This window comes from Limnospira sp. PMC 1279.21, from assembly GCF_032349615.1.
Taxonomy (GTDB): Bacteria; Cyanobacteriota; Cyanobacteriia; order Cyanobacteriales; family Microcoleaceae; genus Limnospira; species Limnospira fusiformis.
In genome coordinates this window covers 1-15,855 of sequence record NZ_JARPLU010000007.1, presented here as the reverse complement: position 1 = coordinate 15,855, position 15,855 = coordinate 1, and the positions used below count along the sequence as shown (strand labels likewise).

Annotated in this window: 15 protein-coding genes; 11 read left to right on the top strand and 4 right to left on the bottom strand. The window is 43.3% G+C overall.

The genetic code is table 11. From position 1 onward, the window contains the following. Positions 1 to 26 precede the first annotated feature (26 nt). The 11 genes from P5683_RS02050 (at position 27) to P5683_RS02000 (ending at position 10,608) form a co-directional block, all read left to right on the top strand. The gene (locus P5683_RS02050) at positions 27 to 647 is read left to right on the top strand and encodes a COP23 domain-containing protein (RefSeq protein ID WP_006668312.1); all 621 of its coding nucleotides are present in this window, start codon (positions 27 to 29) and stop codon (positions 645 to 647) included. 43 nt (positions 648 to 690) lie between these two features. After that, positions 691 to 1,605, top strand: a complete 915-nt coding sequence (locus P5683_RS02045) for a serine protease (protein ID WP_006668311.1) — start codon at positions 691 to 693, stop codon at positions 1,603 to 1,605. A gap of 47 nt (positions 1,606 to 1,652) precedes the next feature. Next, the gene (locus P5683_RS02040; protein WP_006623011.1) at positions 1,653 to 2,105 is read left to right on the top strand and encodes an S-layer homology domain-containing protein; all 453 of its coding nucleotides are present in this window, start codon (positions 1,653 to 1,655) and stop codon (positions 2,103 to 2,105) included. A gap of 36 nt (positions 2,106 to 2,141) precedes the next feature. After that, positions 2,142 to 2,579: an S-layer homology domain-containing protein gene (locus tag P5683_RS02035; protein WP_228116422.1), complete on the top strand. Its 438-nt coding sequence runs from the start codon at positions 2,142 to 2,144 to the stop codon at positions 2,577 to 2,579. Positions 2,580 to 2,637: 58 nt separating this feature from the next. Further along, positions 2,638 to 3,921, top strand: coding sequence for a trypsin-like peptidase domain-containing protein (locus P5683_RS02030; RefSeq protein ID WP_315638536.1), 1,284 nt, complete (start codon positions 2,638 to 2,640; stop codon positions 3,919 to 3,921). A 362-nt stretch (positions 3,922 to 4,283) separates the two neighbouring features. Then, complete coding sequence (locus P5683_RS02025; protein ID WP_315638537.1) at positions 4,284 to 6,323, top strand: class I SAM-dependent DNA methyltransferase; 2,040 nt, start codon at positions 4,284 to 4,286, stop codon at positions 6,321 to 6,323. A gap of 2 nt (positions 6,324 to 6,325) precedes the next feature. After that, positions 6,326 to 7,573, top strand: a complete 1,248-nt coding sequence (locus tag P5683_RS02020; protein WP_006668308.1) for a restriction endonuclease subunit S — start codon at positions 6,326 to 6,328, stop codon at positions 7,571 to 7,573. Positions 7,574 to 7,589: 16 nt separating this feature from the next. Beyond that, complete coding sequence (locus P5683_RS02015) at positions 7,590 to 8,801, top strand: AAA family ATPase (RefSeq protein ID WP_006668307.1); 1,212 nt, start codon at positions 7,590 to 7,592, stop codon at positions 8,799 to 8,801. Beyond that, positions 8,802 to 9,521 (top strand): retron system putative HNH endonuclease, encoded by a 720-nt coding sequence (locus tag P5683_RS02010; RefSeq protein WP_006668306.1) that lies wholly within the window; start codon positions 8,802 to 8,804, stop codon positions 9,519 to 9,521. 65 nt (positions 9,522 to 9,586) lie between these two features. After that, positions 9,587 to 10,219: a type I restriction endonuclease gene (locus tag P5683_RS02005; protein WP_006668305.1), complete on the top strand. Its 633-nt coding sequence runs from the start codon at positions 9,587 to 9,589 to the stop codon at positions 10,217 to 10,219. 53 nt (positions 10,220 to 10,272) lie between these two features. Further along, the gene (locus P5683_RS02000; RefSeq protein ID WP_052584900.1) at positions 10,273 to 10,608 is read left to right on the top strand and encodes a hypothetical protein; all 336 of its coding nucleotides are present in this window, start codon (positions 10,273 to 10,275) and stop codon (positions 10,606 to 10,608) included. A 160-nt stretch (positions 10,609 to 10,768) separates the two neighbouring features. Here the strand turns inward: P5683_RS02000 and trpD are convergent, their stop codons facing one another. The 4 genes from trpD to P5683_RS01980 form a co-directional block, all read right to left on the bottom strand. Further along, positions 10,769 to 11,839: an anthranilate phosphoribosyltransferase gene (trpD, locus tag P5683_RS01995; protein ID WP_006623003.1), complete on the bottom strand. Its 1,071-nt coding sequence runs from the start codon at positions 11,837 to 11,839 to the stop codon at positions 10,769 to 10,771. A 192-nt stretch (positions 11,840 to 12,031) separates the two neighbouring features. Next, the gene (gene glcD / locus P5683_RS01990) at positions 12,032 to 13,501 is read right to left on the bottom strand and encodes a glycolate oxidase subunit GlcD (protein ID WP_006623002.1); all 1,470 of its coding nucleotides are present in this window, start codon (positions 13,499 to 13,501) and stop codon (positions 12,032 to 12,034) included. Between the two features lie 539 nt (positions 13,502 to 14,040). After that, positions 14,041 to 15,111, bottom strand: coding sequence for a fatty acid desaturase (locus tag P5683_RS01985; protein WP_315638539.1), 1,071 nt, complete (start codon positions 15,109 to 15,111; stop codon positions 14,041 to 14,043). A gap of 325 nt (positions 15,112 to 15,436) precedes the next feature. Beyond that, on the bottom strand, positions 15,437 to 15,652 hold the full coding sequence (locus tag P5683_RS01980; RefSeq protein ID WP_008055771.1) for a hypothetical protein: 216 nt from the start codon (positions 15,650 to 15,652) through the stop codon (positions 15,437 to 15,439). Positions 15,653 to 15,855: the final 203 nt, after the last annotated feature.

The following is a 15,855-nucleotide window of genomic DNA, read 5'->3' as shown; positions in this document are numbered from 1 at the left end:
GAAGTTGCGTTGTGGAGTAAACGATAATGTCTAAAGCCAAAATATTGCTAAACTTATCAATGGCTGGTGTAACCGTCTCAGCAGCCGTGGCTCTCACCAGTCAACCGGCTGTTGCCAATACCACCTTTCGATGTATTCCAGTCGGAAACGGTTATGCCACCATTGCTGTAGCTAGTACCGGACACGAAAGTAAACCTCTGATCACCTGGAATAGTCAAGCCTTTATAGCAGGTGGCTATACACCCCAAAATCGCTGTGAGATAGTCAGTCAACGTTTAACCAGTGCTGTGGCTCAGAATGGAGGGCTTTTGAGAGATTTGTTGTTAACGACTGGAAACGTTAATGGCTATGATGTCGTCTGTTGGGTAAATAATAGCAGTTCCATTTGCAACCCGAATAACCTCTTAGTAACTATTTCTCCTGGTCGCAGTGCGGGTGAGTTTCTGGGTAACTTTCTCAAGATGGGGGCTAATCCTATGGGCGAAGGAACACCGGGTCAAGAAAGCGTGCGTCGAACCACTGTCAGATTTGGTGAACTGGTTGAGCGGGAGTTAGAGGAAGCCAGAAGGCAAGGTGGGGGTCATAGTAACCCTGGAACCACTCCCGATCCTGTGCGTCCTCCCAATGATCCGCCCGTAGTTTTTTAGTCAATTTATCAACTCCAAATCCCCTTAATTTTTTAAGATTGTGATGCCTAAATCTAACCGTCAATCTTGGCAATTTTGGGTCGGGTTCTTGCTTGCAGCAGGACTGGTCCTAGCAAACACTTCCGGGTTGAGAGCCTTTGACCACCAGATAGCTGAGTCTATGGTTCAAAATCCTTTACGCCCCGCATCACCATCTGTCGAAAGTTCTGTCCTCCAGGTAGCCAAACAGGTGACGGTCAGAATTTTGAAAAATCAGGGAGGTGGGTCTGGGGTAATCATTGACCGCCAAGGGGGAACCTATAAAGTTCTCACCTGCGACCATGTTGTTGTTAGCGGGAGTCAAGATCAGACCTATCAAATCTTGACTCCCGATGGTAAAACCCATTTGGGGCGACGTCGGCCAATGTCGGGTTTGCAGGGCTTAGATTTGGCGGTGGTGGAGTTTACAAGCTCAAACCATTATCAAGTTGCAGTTTTGGGGAATTCTGAAGAGATTTCGATTGGAAAACCAATTTATGTGGCAGGATTCCCCAACTATCAACCCCGAGATGATGGTGGTCTGCATATTACCCATGATTGGGGACTAAGAGCTTTTCAATTCACAACTGGAAATCTATCCATGCGGTTATCGGGTCCGACCTTGCAACGTGGCTATCAGCTTGCCTATACTAATGCCACCAGTGAAGGCATGAGTGGTGGGCCGGTCTTGAATGCTGATGGTGAACTGATTGGGATTCACGGACGTGGGAGGGTCACGATTCATGGAATTGAGACATTTCGTTTCACCGATGGAACTTTGCCCTCACTGGAACTCTATGAGTATATGTCGCCCTTGAGCTGGGCTGTGCCAATTTCTGCCTTTCAGAGACCCTTGGAACCTAGGCCGACTGGTCGCCCCTTTTCCACCGATCCGACTCAGCCCTCTTTACCTGCGACACCCATGCCTCAGAATCAATGACCAGAGAAAATTTAAGTTTCTGTTAGCCATTCATCATCCCAGGAATTATGGTTAAAAACAACTGGAATATTAGGTTGGGACTTTTAGCGGTTCTGACCAGTTTGTTGGTAATTATTCTCGCCACAATAGCCCCAATCTCAGCTCTACAGTCTGAGGTCGAGCCGGACACTCAATTTCATACCACTGATCAAATTTATGTTACATCGGTGAGTCAATTATCGGATGTTCAGCCCACGGATTCGGCATTTATGGCGATTCAATCTTTAGCGGATCGAGGAATGCCGATCGCTTATCCTGATTTGACATTTCGTGGTAATCGAGCAATCAGACGAGGTGAAGTAGCTCAATGGTTTGAAGGCTTTATCAAAAGGGTATTAGAAACATCAGAGCTAGATAGTACACAGTCCGATTTAGCCACACCAGAGGATTTAGACCGACTTGCACAATCTGTTAGAGCTCTCCAAGAGTCTATACGAGAATTACAGCAGGGAAGTCCTTAACCGAATCTTGCTCCCATGTGAGCTGATCCAGATTTTTTGCTGTTCTTATTTGGCTTGTCTATTATGCTGCGATCGCAATTATCCAAGTTTAAACTAGCTGTCTTTGGTGCAATTTTTGTAGTTGTACTAGCGGTATTTGGGCTGCTAATTGTACCATCAAACCCCCCAGCCCAGGCTCAAAATTTGCCTGTTGATGTTCAACCTACGGATTTCTTCTTTCAATCCTTACAATCTCTAATTGAGCGTTATGATTGCTTTAGCACCTTCCCGGATGGAACCTTTAGAGGCAATAGAGCCTTAACTCGCTTTGAACTAGCAGTCTATCTGAGTTCCTGCATGAATTCATTGGAGCAAAATCTAACAACCAGCGGAACGCATGGGATAACTAAATCCCAAGTGGCTGCTTTGCAAAATAGGATTGATGCCTTACAACAACAAGTCAATCAACGGCGAAGCTCTACCCCAGTTAATTAGCCAGACGTTTTTTAATATTTGCTGGGGATAAACTGATTTAAACATTACGGAAAACATCATGTTTAAACTGAATCTAAAAAATTTGCCAACCATGGTAATAGCTGCGATCGCCAGCCTCTGTATTTGTCTTGCTATCAGTACCATTCGCAGCGATGCCAGTACCCCTTCCCCCATCTGGGAAAACCAGAGAGAACCGATAATCCTAGCAGCTAATTATTCCGAAAATGACATTAACTCCATTGCTAGGGCGGTCACAGTTTTTGTGGGTGGGCAAATCGAAAATCGTCAAAAATTGGAACAAAGTGCTGCAGAGGGTGCAGAGTTCAGGGATGCTGGTTCCGGCGTAATTGTAGCCCGCAGAAATGCAACTTACTATGTTTTGACCAATGAACATGTTGTGCGAAATCGTAATAATTATTCTATTCGGACTCACGATGGCGATTTACATCAAGTTGAAAATATGCTGCCCCCCTATCTTGATTTGGGTCAACAGGATACCACAAAGGATACAGTAACCCACTTTGGGAAATATAATCATCAGAAAAAAACGGTGGATGGTTATGATTTAGCTTTAATCAGTTTTCAAAGCAATAACAATTATCCCGTTGCAGTGGTTGGAGATGCCAACACAACTACAGTTGGAACACCTGTGTTTGTTTCAGGTTGGCCTTTACCAAGCAACCCATCCCAAGATCGAACCCGTGTTTTGAGAGCTGGAGAACTTCAACAAATTCTTGACCCTGCTGATCCGAATGGCAATTATAATTTATGTTATACGGCTGAGACAGCCAGGGGTATGAGTGGTGGTCCTGTCTTCAATGATCGCGGAGAAGTGATCGGCGTGCATGGAGAAGGCAAGGATAATCAGCGCCCTCAATGTTTTGATGTACGTTTGGGAATTAAAATCAATGATTTTATCGATGCACAGGAACAGAAAGGACAATATAGATTAAAAAATGACCTGCGTTTTCCTCCCGCCAACCCCTCAGAATTTGCCAGTGCGGTTACTTATCCAAATGCTGATACTTTGAGAGGAGTAGACTATCAACAATCCTTTGAGATTAGCCCTAATGACCCAGCTTATAAAGCTATTCAATTCGTGAGTCAATATGGCTGCATGGGAGCCTTTCAGGACGGCACCTTTAGACCCCGTCGTGTGGCTACTCGTGGTGAATTTGTCGTGGATATCAATCGCTGTATGAATGGCTTAAAAGAAGTGGCTTCTAAAAGTCTGCCTGGAGGAGGTATATCTCTAGAAAATTTTGATTTTCTTCAGCAATCTGTTGATGAACTTCAACGGGAGGTTGAATCGCTTTCTAATAATAATAATTTGCTGTGGTAGATACAGCCGGGAAGTGACTTAAAACATTACCCTCTCCCTAAATCCGAATCTCAGGGGGGGAGAGGGATGCGATGATAAACTGTTAGTCGGTAAATTGGAGCGATCGCACCATTTAAAGCTACTATTTAACCTAGTTCAGGATATCCCCTATTGCTTTTCAGATTATGTGATCTGCCATCATCATATCTAAAAACTCAAGGCGATCGCTCTCAGTCTGGCGGACTCAATGGGTGGCCCGCTGCCCGAGTTAATCGCCCTCTGGGTTTTATAAAATGTCCTTTATACAATTTTAAGGTTTAGAGTTTGAATTTTATTTAAAGATTAGAGATTGAGTTATTCATAAGATCGCAGAGGAGACAGTGATGATCCAGCCCAAAAACACAACCGTAGATCATCACCAACTTTCTAACTTCATTTGGCAAATTGCCGATCTGTTGCGGGGACCCTATCGACCGCCACAATATGAGCGGGTCATGTTACCCATGACAGTTTTGCGTCGTTTTGACTGTGTACTTGCACCCACCAAACAGAATGTTTTAGATAAATATCAGCAATATAAGGATCGACTCCAAGATAAAGCCCTTGACTCCATGCTTGATACAGCAGCAGGGCAACGCTTTCACAATCGTTCTGAATTTACCTTTGAAAAGCTCAAGGGCGATCCTAATAACCTTGATCAACATTTGGTGAGCTATATCAATAGTTTTTCCCAAAATATCCGGGAGATTTTTGAACGCTTCGAGTTCACCGCCGAAATTGAAAAAATGAATGAGGCGAATATCCTTTATTTAGTCGTCTCCAAGTTTTGTGATGTTAATTTACACCCGAACCAGGTGGATAACATTGCAATGGGGTCGATTTTTGAAGATTTAATCCGCCGTTTTAATGAACTCGCCAATGAAACCGCAGGCGATCACTTTACGCCCCGAGAAGTCATCCGCTTAATGGTTGATATTTTATTTGACCCGGATGATGATATTTTGACAAAACCCGTTATTTGTAGATTGCTCGACCCGGCTTGTGGTACGGGGGGGATGTTATCGGAAGGGCAAAACTATCTACGAGAAAATAACAAAGAAGCACAACTCTGGGTTTTTGGGCAGGATTTTAATCCTCGGGCCTATGCGATCGCCGCTTCTGATTTATTGATCAAAGACAACGAACAAAGCGCGATTCAGTTTGGAGACTCCCTAACTGACGATCAATACTCCGGCGAAACCTTTGATTATTTTTTGGCAAATCCTCCCTTTCGTGTGTATTGGAAGAAACAGCAAAAGGAGGTAAAACGAGAGCATGAAAAGTTAGGTTTTGCGGGACGTTTTGGGGCCGGTTTGCCCAGGGTTAATGACGGTTCCCTGTTGTTTTTACAGCATCAGATTAGCAAATTTGAACCCTATCAACCAGACAGTGATAAAAAGGGTTCTCGTCTGGCGATCGTCTTTAATGGTTCTCCTTTATTTACCGGGGGTGCGGGAAGCGGTGAAAGTGAAATCCGCAAATGGATTATTGAAAGCGATTGGTTAGAGGCGATCGTCGCTTTACCCGAACAGATGTTTTATAATACGGGTATTGGAACTTATCTTTGGATTGTCACCAACCGAAAGCAGAAACACCGTCAAGGCAAAATTCAACTGATTGATGCACGTCACCGCTGGCAACCGATGCGACGGAGTTTAGGGGATAAACGCCGTTATATGGGTGAGGAAGATATCGCCATTGTGGTGCAGGAATATGGGAATTTTATAGAGACAGAAACTAGCAAAATTTTTGCCAATGAGGATTTCGGTTATAACCGAGTTCCCATTGAACGCCCCCTGCGTTTACTGTATCAAATGGATATAGACCGGAAACTTCGTTTTCTCGATGCGGTTCCCCATTTATTAGAAGATGTTCAGGCGATCGAGCAACAATTAGGGCGCGAACCTCGTCCTGATTGGAATGAGTTTGATCGGTTAATGAAGGATTTATTAAAACAGCGGGGTAGTCGTTGGAAAAAGGCGGAAAAAAAGCTATTTCGAGATGTTTTTACCGAACGAGAACCGGAGGCAGAACCCGTGATTTTAAAAGAACGGAAGGCTAAGGATGAACCTTATGCCCGGGTTTGGGGTTGGTTCCCAGTGGCTGGTAAAAAAATTGAACTGATGTATGAGCCAGACTCAAAGCTGCGGGATTTTGAAAATGTTAATCTAGAAGATGAAGTCACCCGTTATTTTCTGGAGGAAGTTGAACCCCATGTTTCTGATGCTTGGGCAGATGGCACTAAAATTAAAAGTGCTTATGAAATTAATTTCAATCGCTATTTTTACAAGTACACGCCGCCTCGTCCATTAGCCGAAATCGATGCAGACATTAAACAGATGGAACAGGAGATTATTAAGTTGTTGAGAGAGGTTACTGTATAAAAATGAATTTTATTAAAACTGCAACTAACTATCATGATCTCAGCTCTATGCCATTAGGATGGAAAAAGAGCTATGTAAAATATTTAGGTAATTATATTAATGGTTATCCCTTTAAGCCTGATAATTGGAGTTTTCAAGGAAAACCTATTTTAAGAATTCAAAATTTATCTAATCCTAATGCTGATTTTAATCGCTATGAAGGAGAAATTTCAGAAGCATATTTAGTTCATAAAGGAGATATTTTGATTTCTTGGTCTGCTTCCCTAGGAGTCTATAAATGGTTGGGCGAAGATGCTTGGCTGAATCAACATATTTTTAAGGTAGAAATTAATACAAAGTTAGTATTTGAGGAATATTTCGTATGGTTAGCTAGTTGGTTTATTAAAGAGTTAGAACACAAAGCTCATGGCTCGACCATGCAACATCTTACATGGAATGCTTTTGGCAATTTTCCTGTTCTACTTCCACCCATGCCTGAACAAAAAGCGATCGCACATTATCTCGATAAAGAAACGGCTAAAATCGACCAACTCATTGAAGCCAAAAAACGATTATTGGAATTATTAGACGAAAAACGTCGCGCCCTCATCACCCATGCTGTCACTCGTGGGTTAAATCCTGATGTTCCGATGCGTGATTCTGGTGTTGAGTGGATAGGAGAAATTCCTAAACATTGGAAAGTAGAGTTTGCTAAATGGTTATTTAAAGAAATAGATGATCGTTCAACTACAGGACAAGAAGAATTACTAACAGTTTCTCATATAACAGGTATCACACCTCGGTCAGAAAAAGATGTAAATATGTTTAAGGCTGAAAGTATGGAAGGGTATAAGGTCTGCCAATCAGGTGATTTAATAATTAATACTCTGTGGGCGTGGATGGGTGCAATGGGAGTATCTTTTCAACCTGGTATTGTCAGTCCTTCTTATCATGTTTATCGCCCACAGGGAGAATATCATCCAGTTTATTTAGATTATTTAGTAAGGATTCCTATTTTTGCTGAAGAAGCAATTCGTTATTCAAAAGGTGTTTGGATATCTCGTTTACGCCTTTACCCTGAAGAATTTTTCCAAATTTTATTGCCTGTTCCTCCATTAGAAGAACAATACAAAATCGGTAAATACTTGATGGAAAAAACTAAAAAATTAGATAATCTTAGCATAGCTACAAAAAAAACGATGGATTTGTTGCAAGAACGTCGCACCTCATTGATAACAGCAGCAGTCACCGGACAACTTAAAATTAGTTAAACTCAAGGAGTAACTTATGCAAATCAACCATCTTAAAATCACTAATTTTCGGGGCTTTGAACAGGCAGAATTTGAATTTCAGCCAGGAATGAACTTGATTGTTGGTATTAATGGAGTCGGCAAATCTAGTGTCTTGGATGCCTTGCGGATTGCCTTCTCAAGAATCCTCCCTGAATTGACAGATTGTCAAGAGAGACGGATTAATTTTAATATCGATGATATTATGATTGGCAAAACTGAATTAAAGGTTGAAATAAATGTGGATATATCAGGAATCCCTTTTCGATGTAAAGTTAGCCGGGGAAAACGCCATGAACAGGAACTTAAACCTGACGGTTACCAAATTTTAGGACTTATAAAAGATGATCCAAATCAACCCCTCGTTGTATATTGTGCAACCCGGCGCTCAATAGTTACAGAACAAGACTTAAATCCTAATCGAAGTTTAGGTAATCAATCTGCGGCTTTTGTTGACGCACTCATTCCTAGAATGCTACGTCTTCGGGAATTTATAGATTGGTGGTTAGTCCAAGAGGAACTTTTAGACGAAAAACCTCAGTTAACCCAGGGTCGCATTGATGCTTTAAACGATGCCGTCACCTGCTTTTTAGATTGGTGTAATAATGTTCGTGCTGTTCCAGCCTCGGACACCTACAAAAAACCAACCTTGCTACTTGACAAAAACGGGGTAACACTAAATATTAATCAGCTTTCAGACGGCGAACGGGGTATTTTAGCATTGATACTTGACCTAGTACAACGGCTGTTGCAGGCAAATCCCGAACTCGAAAATCCTGTACAGGATGGAAAAGCCGTTGTCTTAATTGACGAATTGGACTTGCATTTACATCCACAGTGGCAACGCATGGTTGTCCATAAGCTGACAGAAATCTTTCCCAACTGCCAATTTATTGCCACCACTCATTCACCGCAAATGATTGGAGAAGTCAAACCAGAAAATATTATTATTTTAGACCAAGATAAACAACCCTATATTCCCGACCAATCCTTGGGTATGGATAGTAATTGGATTTTACGCTTTCTTATGGAAACTCCTGAGCGTGATATGGACACCCAGAAAAAATTAGAGGACGTTGAATCATTGATTGCTGACAAGAATTTTTCAGAAGCAACTGAAAAAATAAATAGTCTCCGCCAATTAGGAGAATTTCCCGAATTGGTACGCCTGCAAACTCGCATTGATCGGATCAGCCGATTAGGTAAATAGATGAAATACATCAAAAAAGAACAAGAACCTGAAAAATTACGTTCCTGGTTTAACAATCAATATGATCAAGAAGGAAATCGCCTGGGTTGCGACTACTATAATGACGTGCCAAGCGATGTCAAAAGGGATTTAAAAGATCATCTACTGGGAGAGCAAGGCTTTCTATGTTGTTATACAGGTATCTTGATTGATACAGATACTTCCCACATTGAACACCTCAAGCCTTATTCTATATGTCGGGACGAGAAAAATTATGAAGATGTCAACTATTTGAATCTTGTAACGGCTTATCCCGGTAGAAATTATAAGTCTCAAGATGATGAAGTTAATCAACCTAGCAAAAAAAGCAAGAAGAATAGCAAGAAATGTCCTTTTGGAGCGCACGCTAAAGACAATTGGTATGAACTGGACAATTTTGTAACACCGTTAGAGTCGGATTGTGAAGACAGATTCAAGTTTGATAATTCTGGGAAAGTCGAAGCTACAAATCATCAAGACACGGCGGCACAAATAACGATTGAAAAATTAGTGTTAAATCATGAGCGATTGATAGATTTAAGAAGGGCAGCTATTGATGAAGCCATATTCCCTCCCGATACTGAATTAGATGAATCAGACATCAAGGAAATTGCTAATGGCTTATATTCCCAAAAGAATGCAGAGGGAAAATTTGCTCAGTTTTGCTTCGTGATTGAACAAATTGCCAAACAACTGGTATAACCCGTTTATCTTTTAATCAATTAAGTTCAAAAAATCTTGCCCTATATCTAAAAGGCAATTCACCTATGAACTCTAGCAATTTTGTTGATCCAAAAAAAGAACTAGCCTTCGAGGAAGTGATAGAAGACTATTTTCTAACATACGGTTATATCAAACCCATAACCCCATTTGACAAAAATCTAGCCATTTTCCCAGATATTGCCCTTAACTTTATCCGTCAAACCCAACCGAAAGCATGGGCAAAATTAGAAGCGTTACACGGAGAAAACACGGGTAATCAAATCATTACCGACCTGTGTAAATGGATGGATACCTACGGTTCACTGCACACCCTGCGTCACGGTTTTAAATGCTATGGTCGCACGCTGCGAATTGCCTATTTTAAAGCTGCCCACAGCCTCAATTCTGACTTAGAACGCTGCTACCAAGCCAATCAACTTGGGATTACCCGTCAACTTCAATATAGCACGAGAAATCGAAATAAACTCGATATTACCCTCAGTCTCAATGGTATCCCCATTGTCACCATAGAACTGAAAAATCCCCTAACCGGACAAACGGTAGAACAGGGGAAACAACAATATCGCCAAGATCGCGATCCTCACGAGATTATTTTTGAGTTTAAACGGAGAACTTTGGTTCATTTTACGGTTTATACGGAAGAAGTCTGGATGACAGTGAAGGCTCAATTCAACTAAAAAAAGGAGAGACAATTCCTCAAGATGGCTACCCAGCAGTTGGCACAGGAATTTTGCGGGAAAATTCTGTGAAGCTGTCACAGTTAATTGATGTTTTGAATAACCGCTTTGGTACTGACTTTAATCAAGCTGACCAACTATTCTTTGACCAAATTGTTGAAGCGGCTGTCAACACGGAAGCACTGCAACAAGCAGCCCAAGTCAATTCGGTGAATAAATTTGGTTTACTGTTTGAGAAAATTGTGGAGTCTCTTTTTGTCGAGCGTGTAGATCAAAATGAAAATATTTTCGCTCGTTATATGAATGACAATGCTTTTCAAAATGTCGTTTCGGAATGGTTACTGTCGGAGGTCTATAAACGCCTGTCGGATCCTCATAATTCTCGGTGATAACCTGCCCAAAGCGATCGCACCATTTAAACCTACCATTGAGGAGCGATCGCACCATTTAAACCTACCATTTAGGAGCGATCGCACCATTTAAACCTACCATTTAGGAGCGATCGCACCATTTAAACCTACCATTTAGGAGCGATCGCCTTATTTAAAGCTAGTTCAGGAACTTGATCAACTCCTGTAATTTCGACCACGCCGCCCCACTTTGGAGGATATCCAGCGCCAGGCTATAGCCTTGGTGATGTTCCTGGAGTGGAACTACTCCAGCCACCTGTAAAGCTAGGGAACTATTGAGCGCCACAGCATCTTGTTGGGGGGTCGTTCCTTTCCCTTGTAGCACCTGGGTTAAAATTTCCATATTGTCGGCAAGTTCTCCCCCCTTCAGGGCGCTAATAGGGGCCGCGTTGATGCCTAAATCTTCTGGGTTCAGGAGCGATCGCATTACCTTACCCTCAGATAGAATAGCTAAATCCGTACCATCCGCTAAACCCGCCTCGTCTAAACCCTCCCGTCCATGGAGGACAATAGCCCTTTCTATGTTAAGATGTCCTAGGGCTTGGGCGATCGCATCCAAAACACTCGGATCAAACACCCCAATAACTTGCCCTACCGGACGCAGAGGATTAACCAAAGGTCCCAAAAGATTAAATACCGTCCGCACCTTCAGAGTTCGACGTAACGGCGCTACCGCCTTCATAGCCGGATGCCAACCCGGTGCAAATAGGAAAGTAATCCCCACCTGTTCAACCGCCGCCCTCACCTTTTCTAGGGGCGCTCCTAAATTCACTCCTAACCCCTCTAATACGTCCGCAGAGCCAACTTTACTCGAAGCCGAACGATTCCCATGTTTAGCTACCGGAACCCCGGCGGCGGCGCACACAAACGCCACAGCAGTAGAAATATTAAACGTCGATGCCCCATCTCCCCCGGTTCCACAGGTATCGATTAGGGAAAATTTAGATTTCAAACCATCTGCGCCGGGGGTGGGTAAATTTCCTGATTGGGACTGCGCTTGTAATACTTTCGCCATTCCCGCCAATTCTTCCCCAGATACTCCTTTGGTTTGCAGAGCCACTAAAATCGCCCCGGATAAGACAGGGGGGATAGACTCACTGAGCCATCCTTCCATTAACATTGAGGCTTGGTCGGTGGAAAGGGACTGATGATCTAGGAGTTGTTGGAGAAGTTGCGGCCAGATATCAGCATCAGGGGCAGAATGAGTCATGGTAAAGGCAATTAATTGAGATTATCTAGGTTGGGCATTCTGATTTTATCCTAGGTCAGATCAGGCGATCGCGCAACCTCCCAGATTAGCTATAGGTGGGAAGATGATTATCCGGGTCGGTTGAGTCCCACCCTTGCCGATAGTTAAGATTTGTTAAGTTGCCTTGACACAGTAACCAAATTGTGTTAGGTCTTAAAAAACCTCAGCCCCATCAAACTTCTTAACATTCTGAACTTTAGCGGATTCTCCACAGGTGCGAGGTGTAGGGAACATTTTACCAGGATTAGCCAAACCCTTAGAATTAAAAACCGATCGCACCCATTGCATAGTTTCCAAATCCTGTTCATTAAACATCTGATTCATATAACACTTTTTATCTTCCCCAATACCGTGTTCCCCGGACAAACTCCCCCCCACATCAACACAGATTTTCAAAATTTCGCCGCCAATTTCTTCGACGGTTTCTAACGCACCTTCCACCGAATTATCATAGAGAATCAAAGGATGTAAATTCCCATCTCCCGCATGAAAGACATTGGCAATGCGATAGCCATACTTTTCGCTCAAAGCGGCAATTTCTTTCAATACATAAGCCATCTGAGTCCGAGGAATCACCCCATCTTGGACATAATAATCGGGGCTAATATGACCCGCCGCCGCAAATGCCGCCTTCCGACCCTTCCACATTTTCAAGCGTTTTTCGGGTTCATTGGCGGTAGTAATATTCCGCGCGCCATTTTGTTTACAAATCTCTGCCACCCGCTGTTTATTGCGGTCTACCTCCACCTGCAAACCATCTAATTCCACCAATAAAATCGCCCCAGCATCTCGGGGATATAATCCGGTATTAACGACATCTTCCACGGCATTAATACTGAGATTATCCATAATTTCCATACCACCAGGAATAATCCCCGCCCCGATAATATCAGATACCGATTGCCCAGCTTCTTCAATGGTAGCAAAGTCTGCCAACAGCACACAAATCGATTCGGGGGCTTTAAGAATTCTGAGGGTGATTTCGGTAGCCACGCCTAGGGTCCCTTCTGACCCCACAAATAAACCCGTCAGGTCATATCCTGGCATTTCGGGAATTGAACCGCCTATATCGACGATAGACCCGTCAGGGGTAACGATTTTTAAGCCGAGGACGTGGTTAGTGGTGACTCCATATTTCAAGCAGTGAACACCACCGGAATTTTCAGCGACATTACCACCAATGGAACAGATAATCTGGCTGGAGGGGTCGGGGGCGTAGTAAAATCCTGAACCGCTGACGGTTTGAGTTACCCAGTTATTAATCACGCCAGGTTGTACGACGACCTGCTGGTTTTCCAGGTCTACTTTCAGAATTTGGCGCATTAAGGCGGTGACAATCATCACGCAATCAGTTACAGGTAATGCACCTCCTGATAGTCCAGTTCCCGCCCCTCGCGCTACCCAGGGTATATTATGGCGATCGCATATTTTCACTGCTGCTGCGACTTCTTCTGTAGTGCGGGGAAGGACCACCAAAGCGGGACGTTGGCGATAACTGGTTAGTCCATCACATTCATAAACTAGGAGTTCTTCCCGTCGCTGAATCACCCCCCGCTTACCTACAACGGCGGCAAATTCTTTGATTATCGGTTTCCAGTTCCGGCTGACGGTGGGGCTTGACATAAGTGAATGTCTTTAGCTGGTATTGCTATGAGGTTATACATCTATCTCCCTATAGCCATAACATAATTCGATATTTCTGTCAATCACGACCAACCTCTACAATTAATAATTAATAATTAATAATTAATAATTAATTATTATCGCGGAGGTCAAGAAACCCGGTTTCTCAAAGAAACCGGGTTTCTCAGGCGGAGGTCAAAAAACCCGGTTTCTCGTTTCTCAGCCGAAAGGGTGGGGCGGGTTTATTCATATCCTCCTGGGGAGTTGATGATTTACAGAGGTCAAGAAGTCAAGAAACCCGGTTTCTCAAAGAAACCGGGTTTCTCAGGCGGAGGTCAAAAAACCCGGTTTCTCGTTTCTCAGCCGAAAGGGTGGGGCGGGTTTATTCATATCCTCCTGGGGAGTTGATGATTTACAGAGGTCAAGAAGTCAAGAAACCCGGTTTCTCAAAGAAACCGGGTTTCTCAGGCGGAGGTCAAGAAACTTACACCAGAACCCGCACCTACAATTAATAATTATTAATTATTAATTATTAATTATTAATTATCAATGACCGCTAAACTCTTTTTGTAGTCAGAGATTGACTGATAATTGTTATTCTCATCATACAAATGGCAGTGGTCAACAACTTGCTTCATTAAACCCCAGGAAAAATCACACTCAGGATAGAGATATTCACCCCAATTTTCCTGTAAACTGGCGTAGGCTGTACGGAGGTTATACCAGGGAATTGCGGTGGTGACGTGGTGGGGAATATGAACGTTGATATCGTGACAGAGAAACTCAACCCAGCGGGGATAATTGCAGTGAACAGTCCCTGATAGTTGGGATTCGGCTTCGTGCCATTGTTCGGGTTCTCTAAAGGGAATGTCGGCGATGGTGTGATGAAGTAGGGTAAAGGTACTCATCCAGAAGTGGAAGACTAACCAAGGAATGACCCAAAACTTGACAAATCCCCAAACTCCGATGGTTAAAATCATAGTCGGAAATGCGATCGCCGCCGCGCCGATGACCAACAGAGAGGAAAACTTAACCTGTTGGCGCTGCTTACCTTCAAATTTTGTCCAGTCAAAGTGAATGCTTGCCCAGTGTAGAATGGAACCAATCCACCAGGCGCGACCTCGGAAAAGGTCATAAGTCACCTGCATGAATTTACCAGCGTTTTGGTATTCTTCTTTACGCCAGGGTTGCCAAGCATTATCTAACTCCATTCTGTTAGTGTATTTATGGTGTTGGTTGTGACCAATACGCCAACTGTGAAAGGGATATATAATCGGCAGAAACAGGATATGACCTACCCAATCATTTACCCAAACATTCCGAGAAAATGAGCGGTGTCCGCAGTCATGTCCGATCACAAAAAATCCGGTGAGGGCGGTCCCTGTAAATACCCACAACACCGGAAGGAGAAACCAGGGAGCGATCGCTATTCCTAGCCATCCTAAACCCACCATGAAAACGTTAATGATTACTGTCATCCAAGCTTTGTATCGGTCCTGGACAAACACATCACTAGGAAGGGTGTTAATAATATCTCTCAAGCGCAAATCCGAGGGAACTGCGGAGGGGCGTGACGATGAATCTTCAGACTTTACAATTGATAGGGTCATAGATGAATTTTAAGGGAAAACCAAGCCACCATTACTGGTGCCTGGCTTCTGAATGAATGTGCTTTTTTAACTGCTAAGGTAGCCGACAACTTTCCCAACCTACAGTAATGGTATCTCAGCCAATTAACCCGCCTAAGCGGTTTTTTTTGATGGAGTTACCTGACCCTGAGATTGAGAGCAATCCTCAACCAAGACTGGCTGATTCCAAATAGTTGAATCAACCCCTCAGACGGTTAAGTGTAGTCTGATCATTTATAGCACACCGTCTGCGATCGCGATCGCTAATTTCTGATTGCTGATTATTGGCCCCCTGGCGGGATTGGGCCTAATTTTTCGGGTCGGTGGGACCAAGCGATCGCATTTGCTTGAGAGTTTGTAATTCTAGCAGCAGAGTGTCCACCTCAGCCTGAAGATGCAAAAACTTCACTTGCTGATCAACACTATATATAGACGGCATCTTGTCGATTTTACCGGAAGCTGAAGACAACGGCAAGGATGACAGATTTTGTGGACGCGATAAAGTCGATGAAGGAGTTGGCATCAGTAATTAGTTGGATTTATAAACTTAACTGGCACATCAACAAATCTTAACTATATTTTCACTCCATGTTAAACTCTTTTTAAGAAAAACATCATCGCCCCCCAAGGCAAGTGGCTGGATGTTTACATCAGGAGTAAACTGAGTTAAGGGTCAGCACCCCCGGCTGAAGCACAGGGGCTTCGTGCCCCCCTTTCAGGTAGCTG

What these genes read in the sequence shown, in the direction of transcription:
- P5683_RS02010 (WP_006668306.1), top strand. Translation starts at nt 8,802, where the DNA reads ATGAAATACATCAAAAAAGAACAAGAACCTGAAAAATTACGTTCCTGG.
- glcD (WP_006623002.1), bottom strand. Translation starts at nt 13,501, where the DNA reads ATGTCAAGCCCCACCGTCAGCCGGAACTGGAAACCGATAATCAAAGAA.
- P5683_RS02030 (WP_315638536.1), top strand. Translation starts at nt 2,638, where the DNA reads ATGTTTAAACTGAATCTAAAAAATTTGCCAACCATGGTAATAGCTGCG.
- trpD (WP_006623003.1), bottom strand. Translation starts at nt 11,839, where the DNA reads ATGACTCATTCTGCCCCTGATGCTGATATCTGGCCGCAACTTCTCCAA.
- P5683_RS02020 (WP_006668308.1), top strand. Translation starts at nt 6,326, where the DNA reads ATGAATTTTATTAAAACTGCAACTAACTATCATGATCTCAGCTCTATG.
- P5683_RS02050 (WP_006668312.1), top strand. Translation starts at nt 27, where the DNA reads ATGTCTAAAGCCAAAATATTGCTAAACTTATCAATGGCTGGTGTAACC.
- P5683_RS02005 (WP_006668305.1), top strand. Translation starts at nt 9,587, where the DNA reads ATGAACTCTAGCAATTTTGTTGATCCAAAAAAAGAACTAGCCTTCGAG.
- P5683_RS02015 (WP_006668307.1), top strand. Translation starts at nt 7,590, where the DNA reads ATGCAAATCAACCATCTTAAAATCACTAATTTTCGGGGCTTTGAACAG.
- P5683_RS02040 (WP_006623011.1), top strand. Translation starts at nt 1,653, where the DNA reads ATGGTTAAAAACAACTGGAATATTAGGTTGGGACTTTTAGCGGTTCTG.
- P5683_RS02025 (WP_315638537.1), top strand. Translation starts at nt 4,284, where the DNA reads ATGATCCAGCCCAAAAACACAACCGTAGATCATCACCAACTTTCTAAC.
- P5683_RS02045 (WP_006668311.1), top strand. Translation starts at nt 691, where the DNA reads ATGCCTAAATCTAACCGTCAATCTTGGCAATTTTGGGTCGGGTTCTTG.
- P5683_RS01985 (WP_315638539.1), bottom strand. Translation starts at nt 15,111, where the DNA reads ATGACCCTATCAATTGTAAAGTCTGAAGATTCATCGTCACGCCCCTCC.
- P5683_RS01980 (WP_008055771.1), bottom strand. Translation starts at nt 15,652, where the DNA reads ATGCCAACTCCTTCATCGACTTTATCGCGTCCACAAAATCTGTCATCC.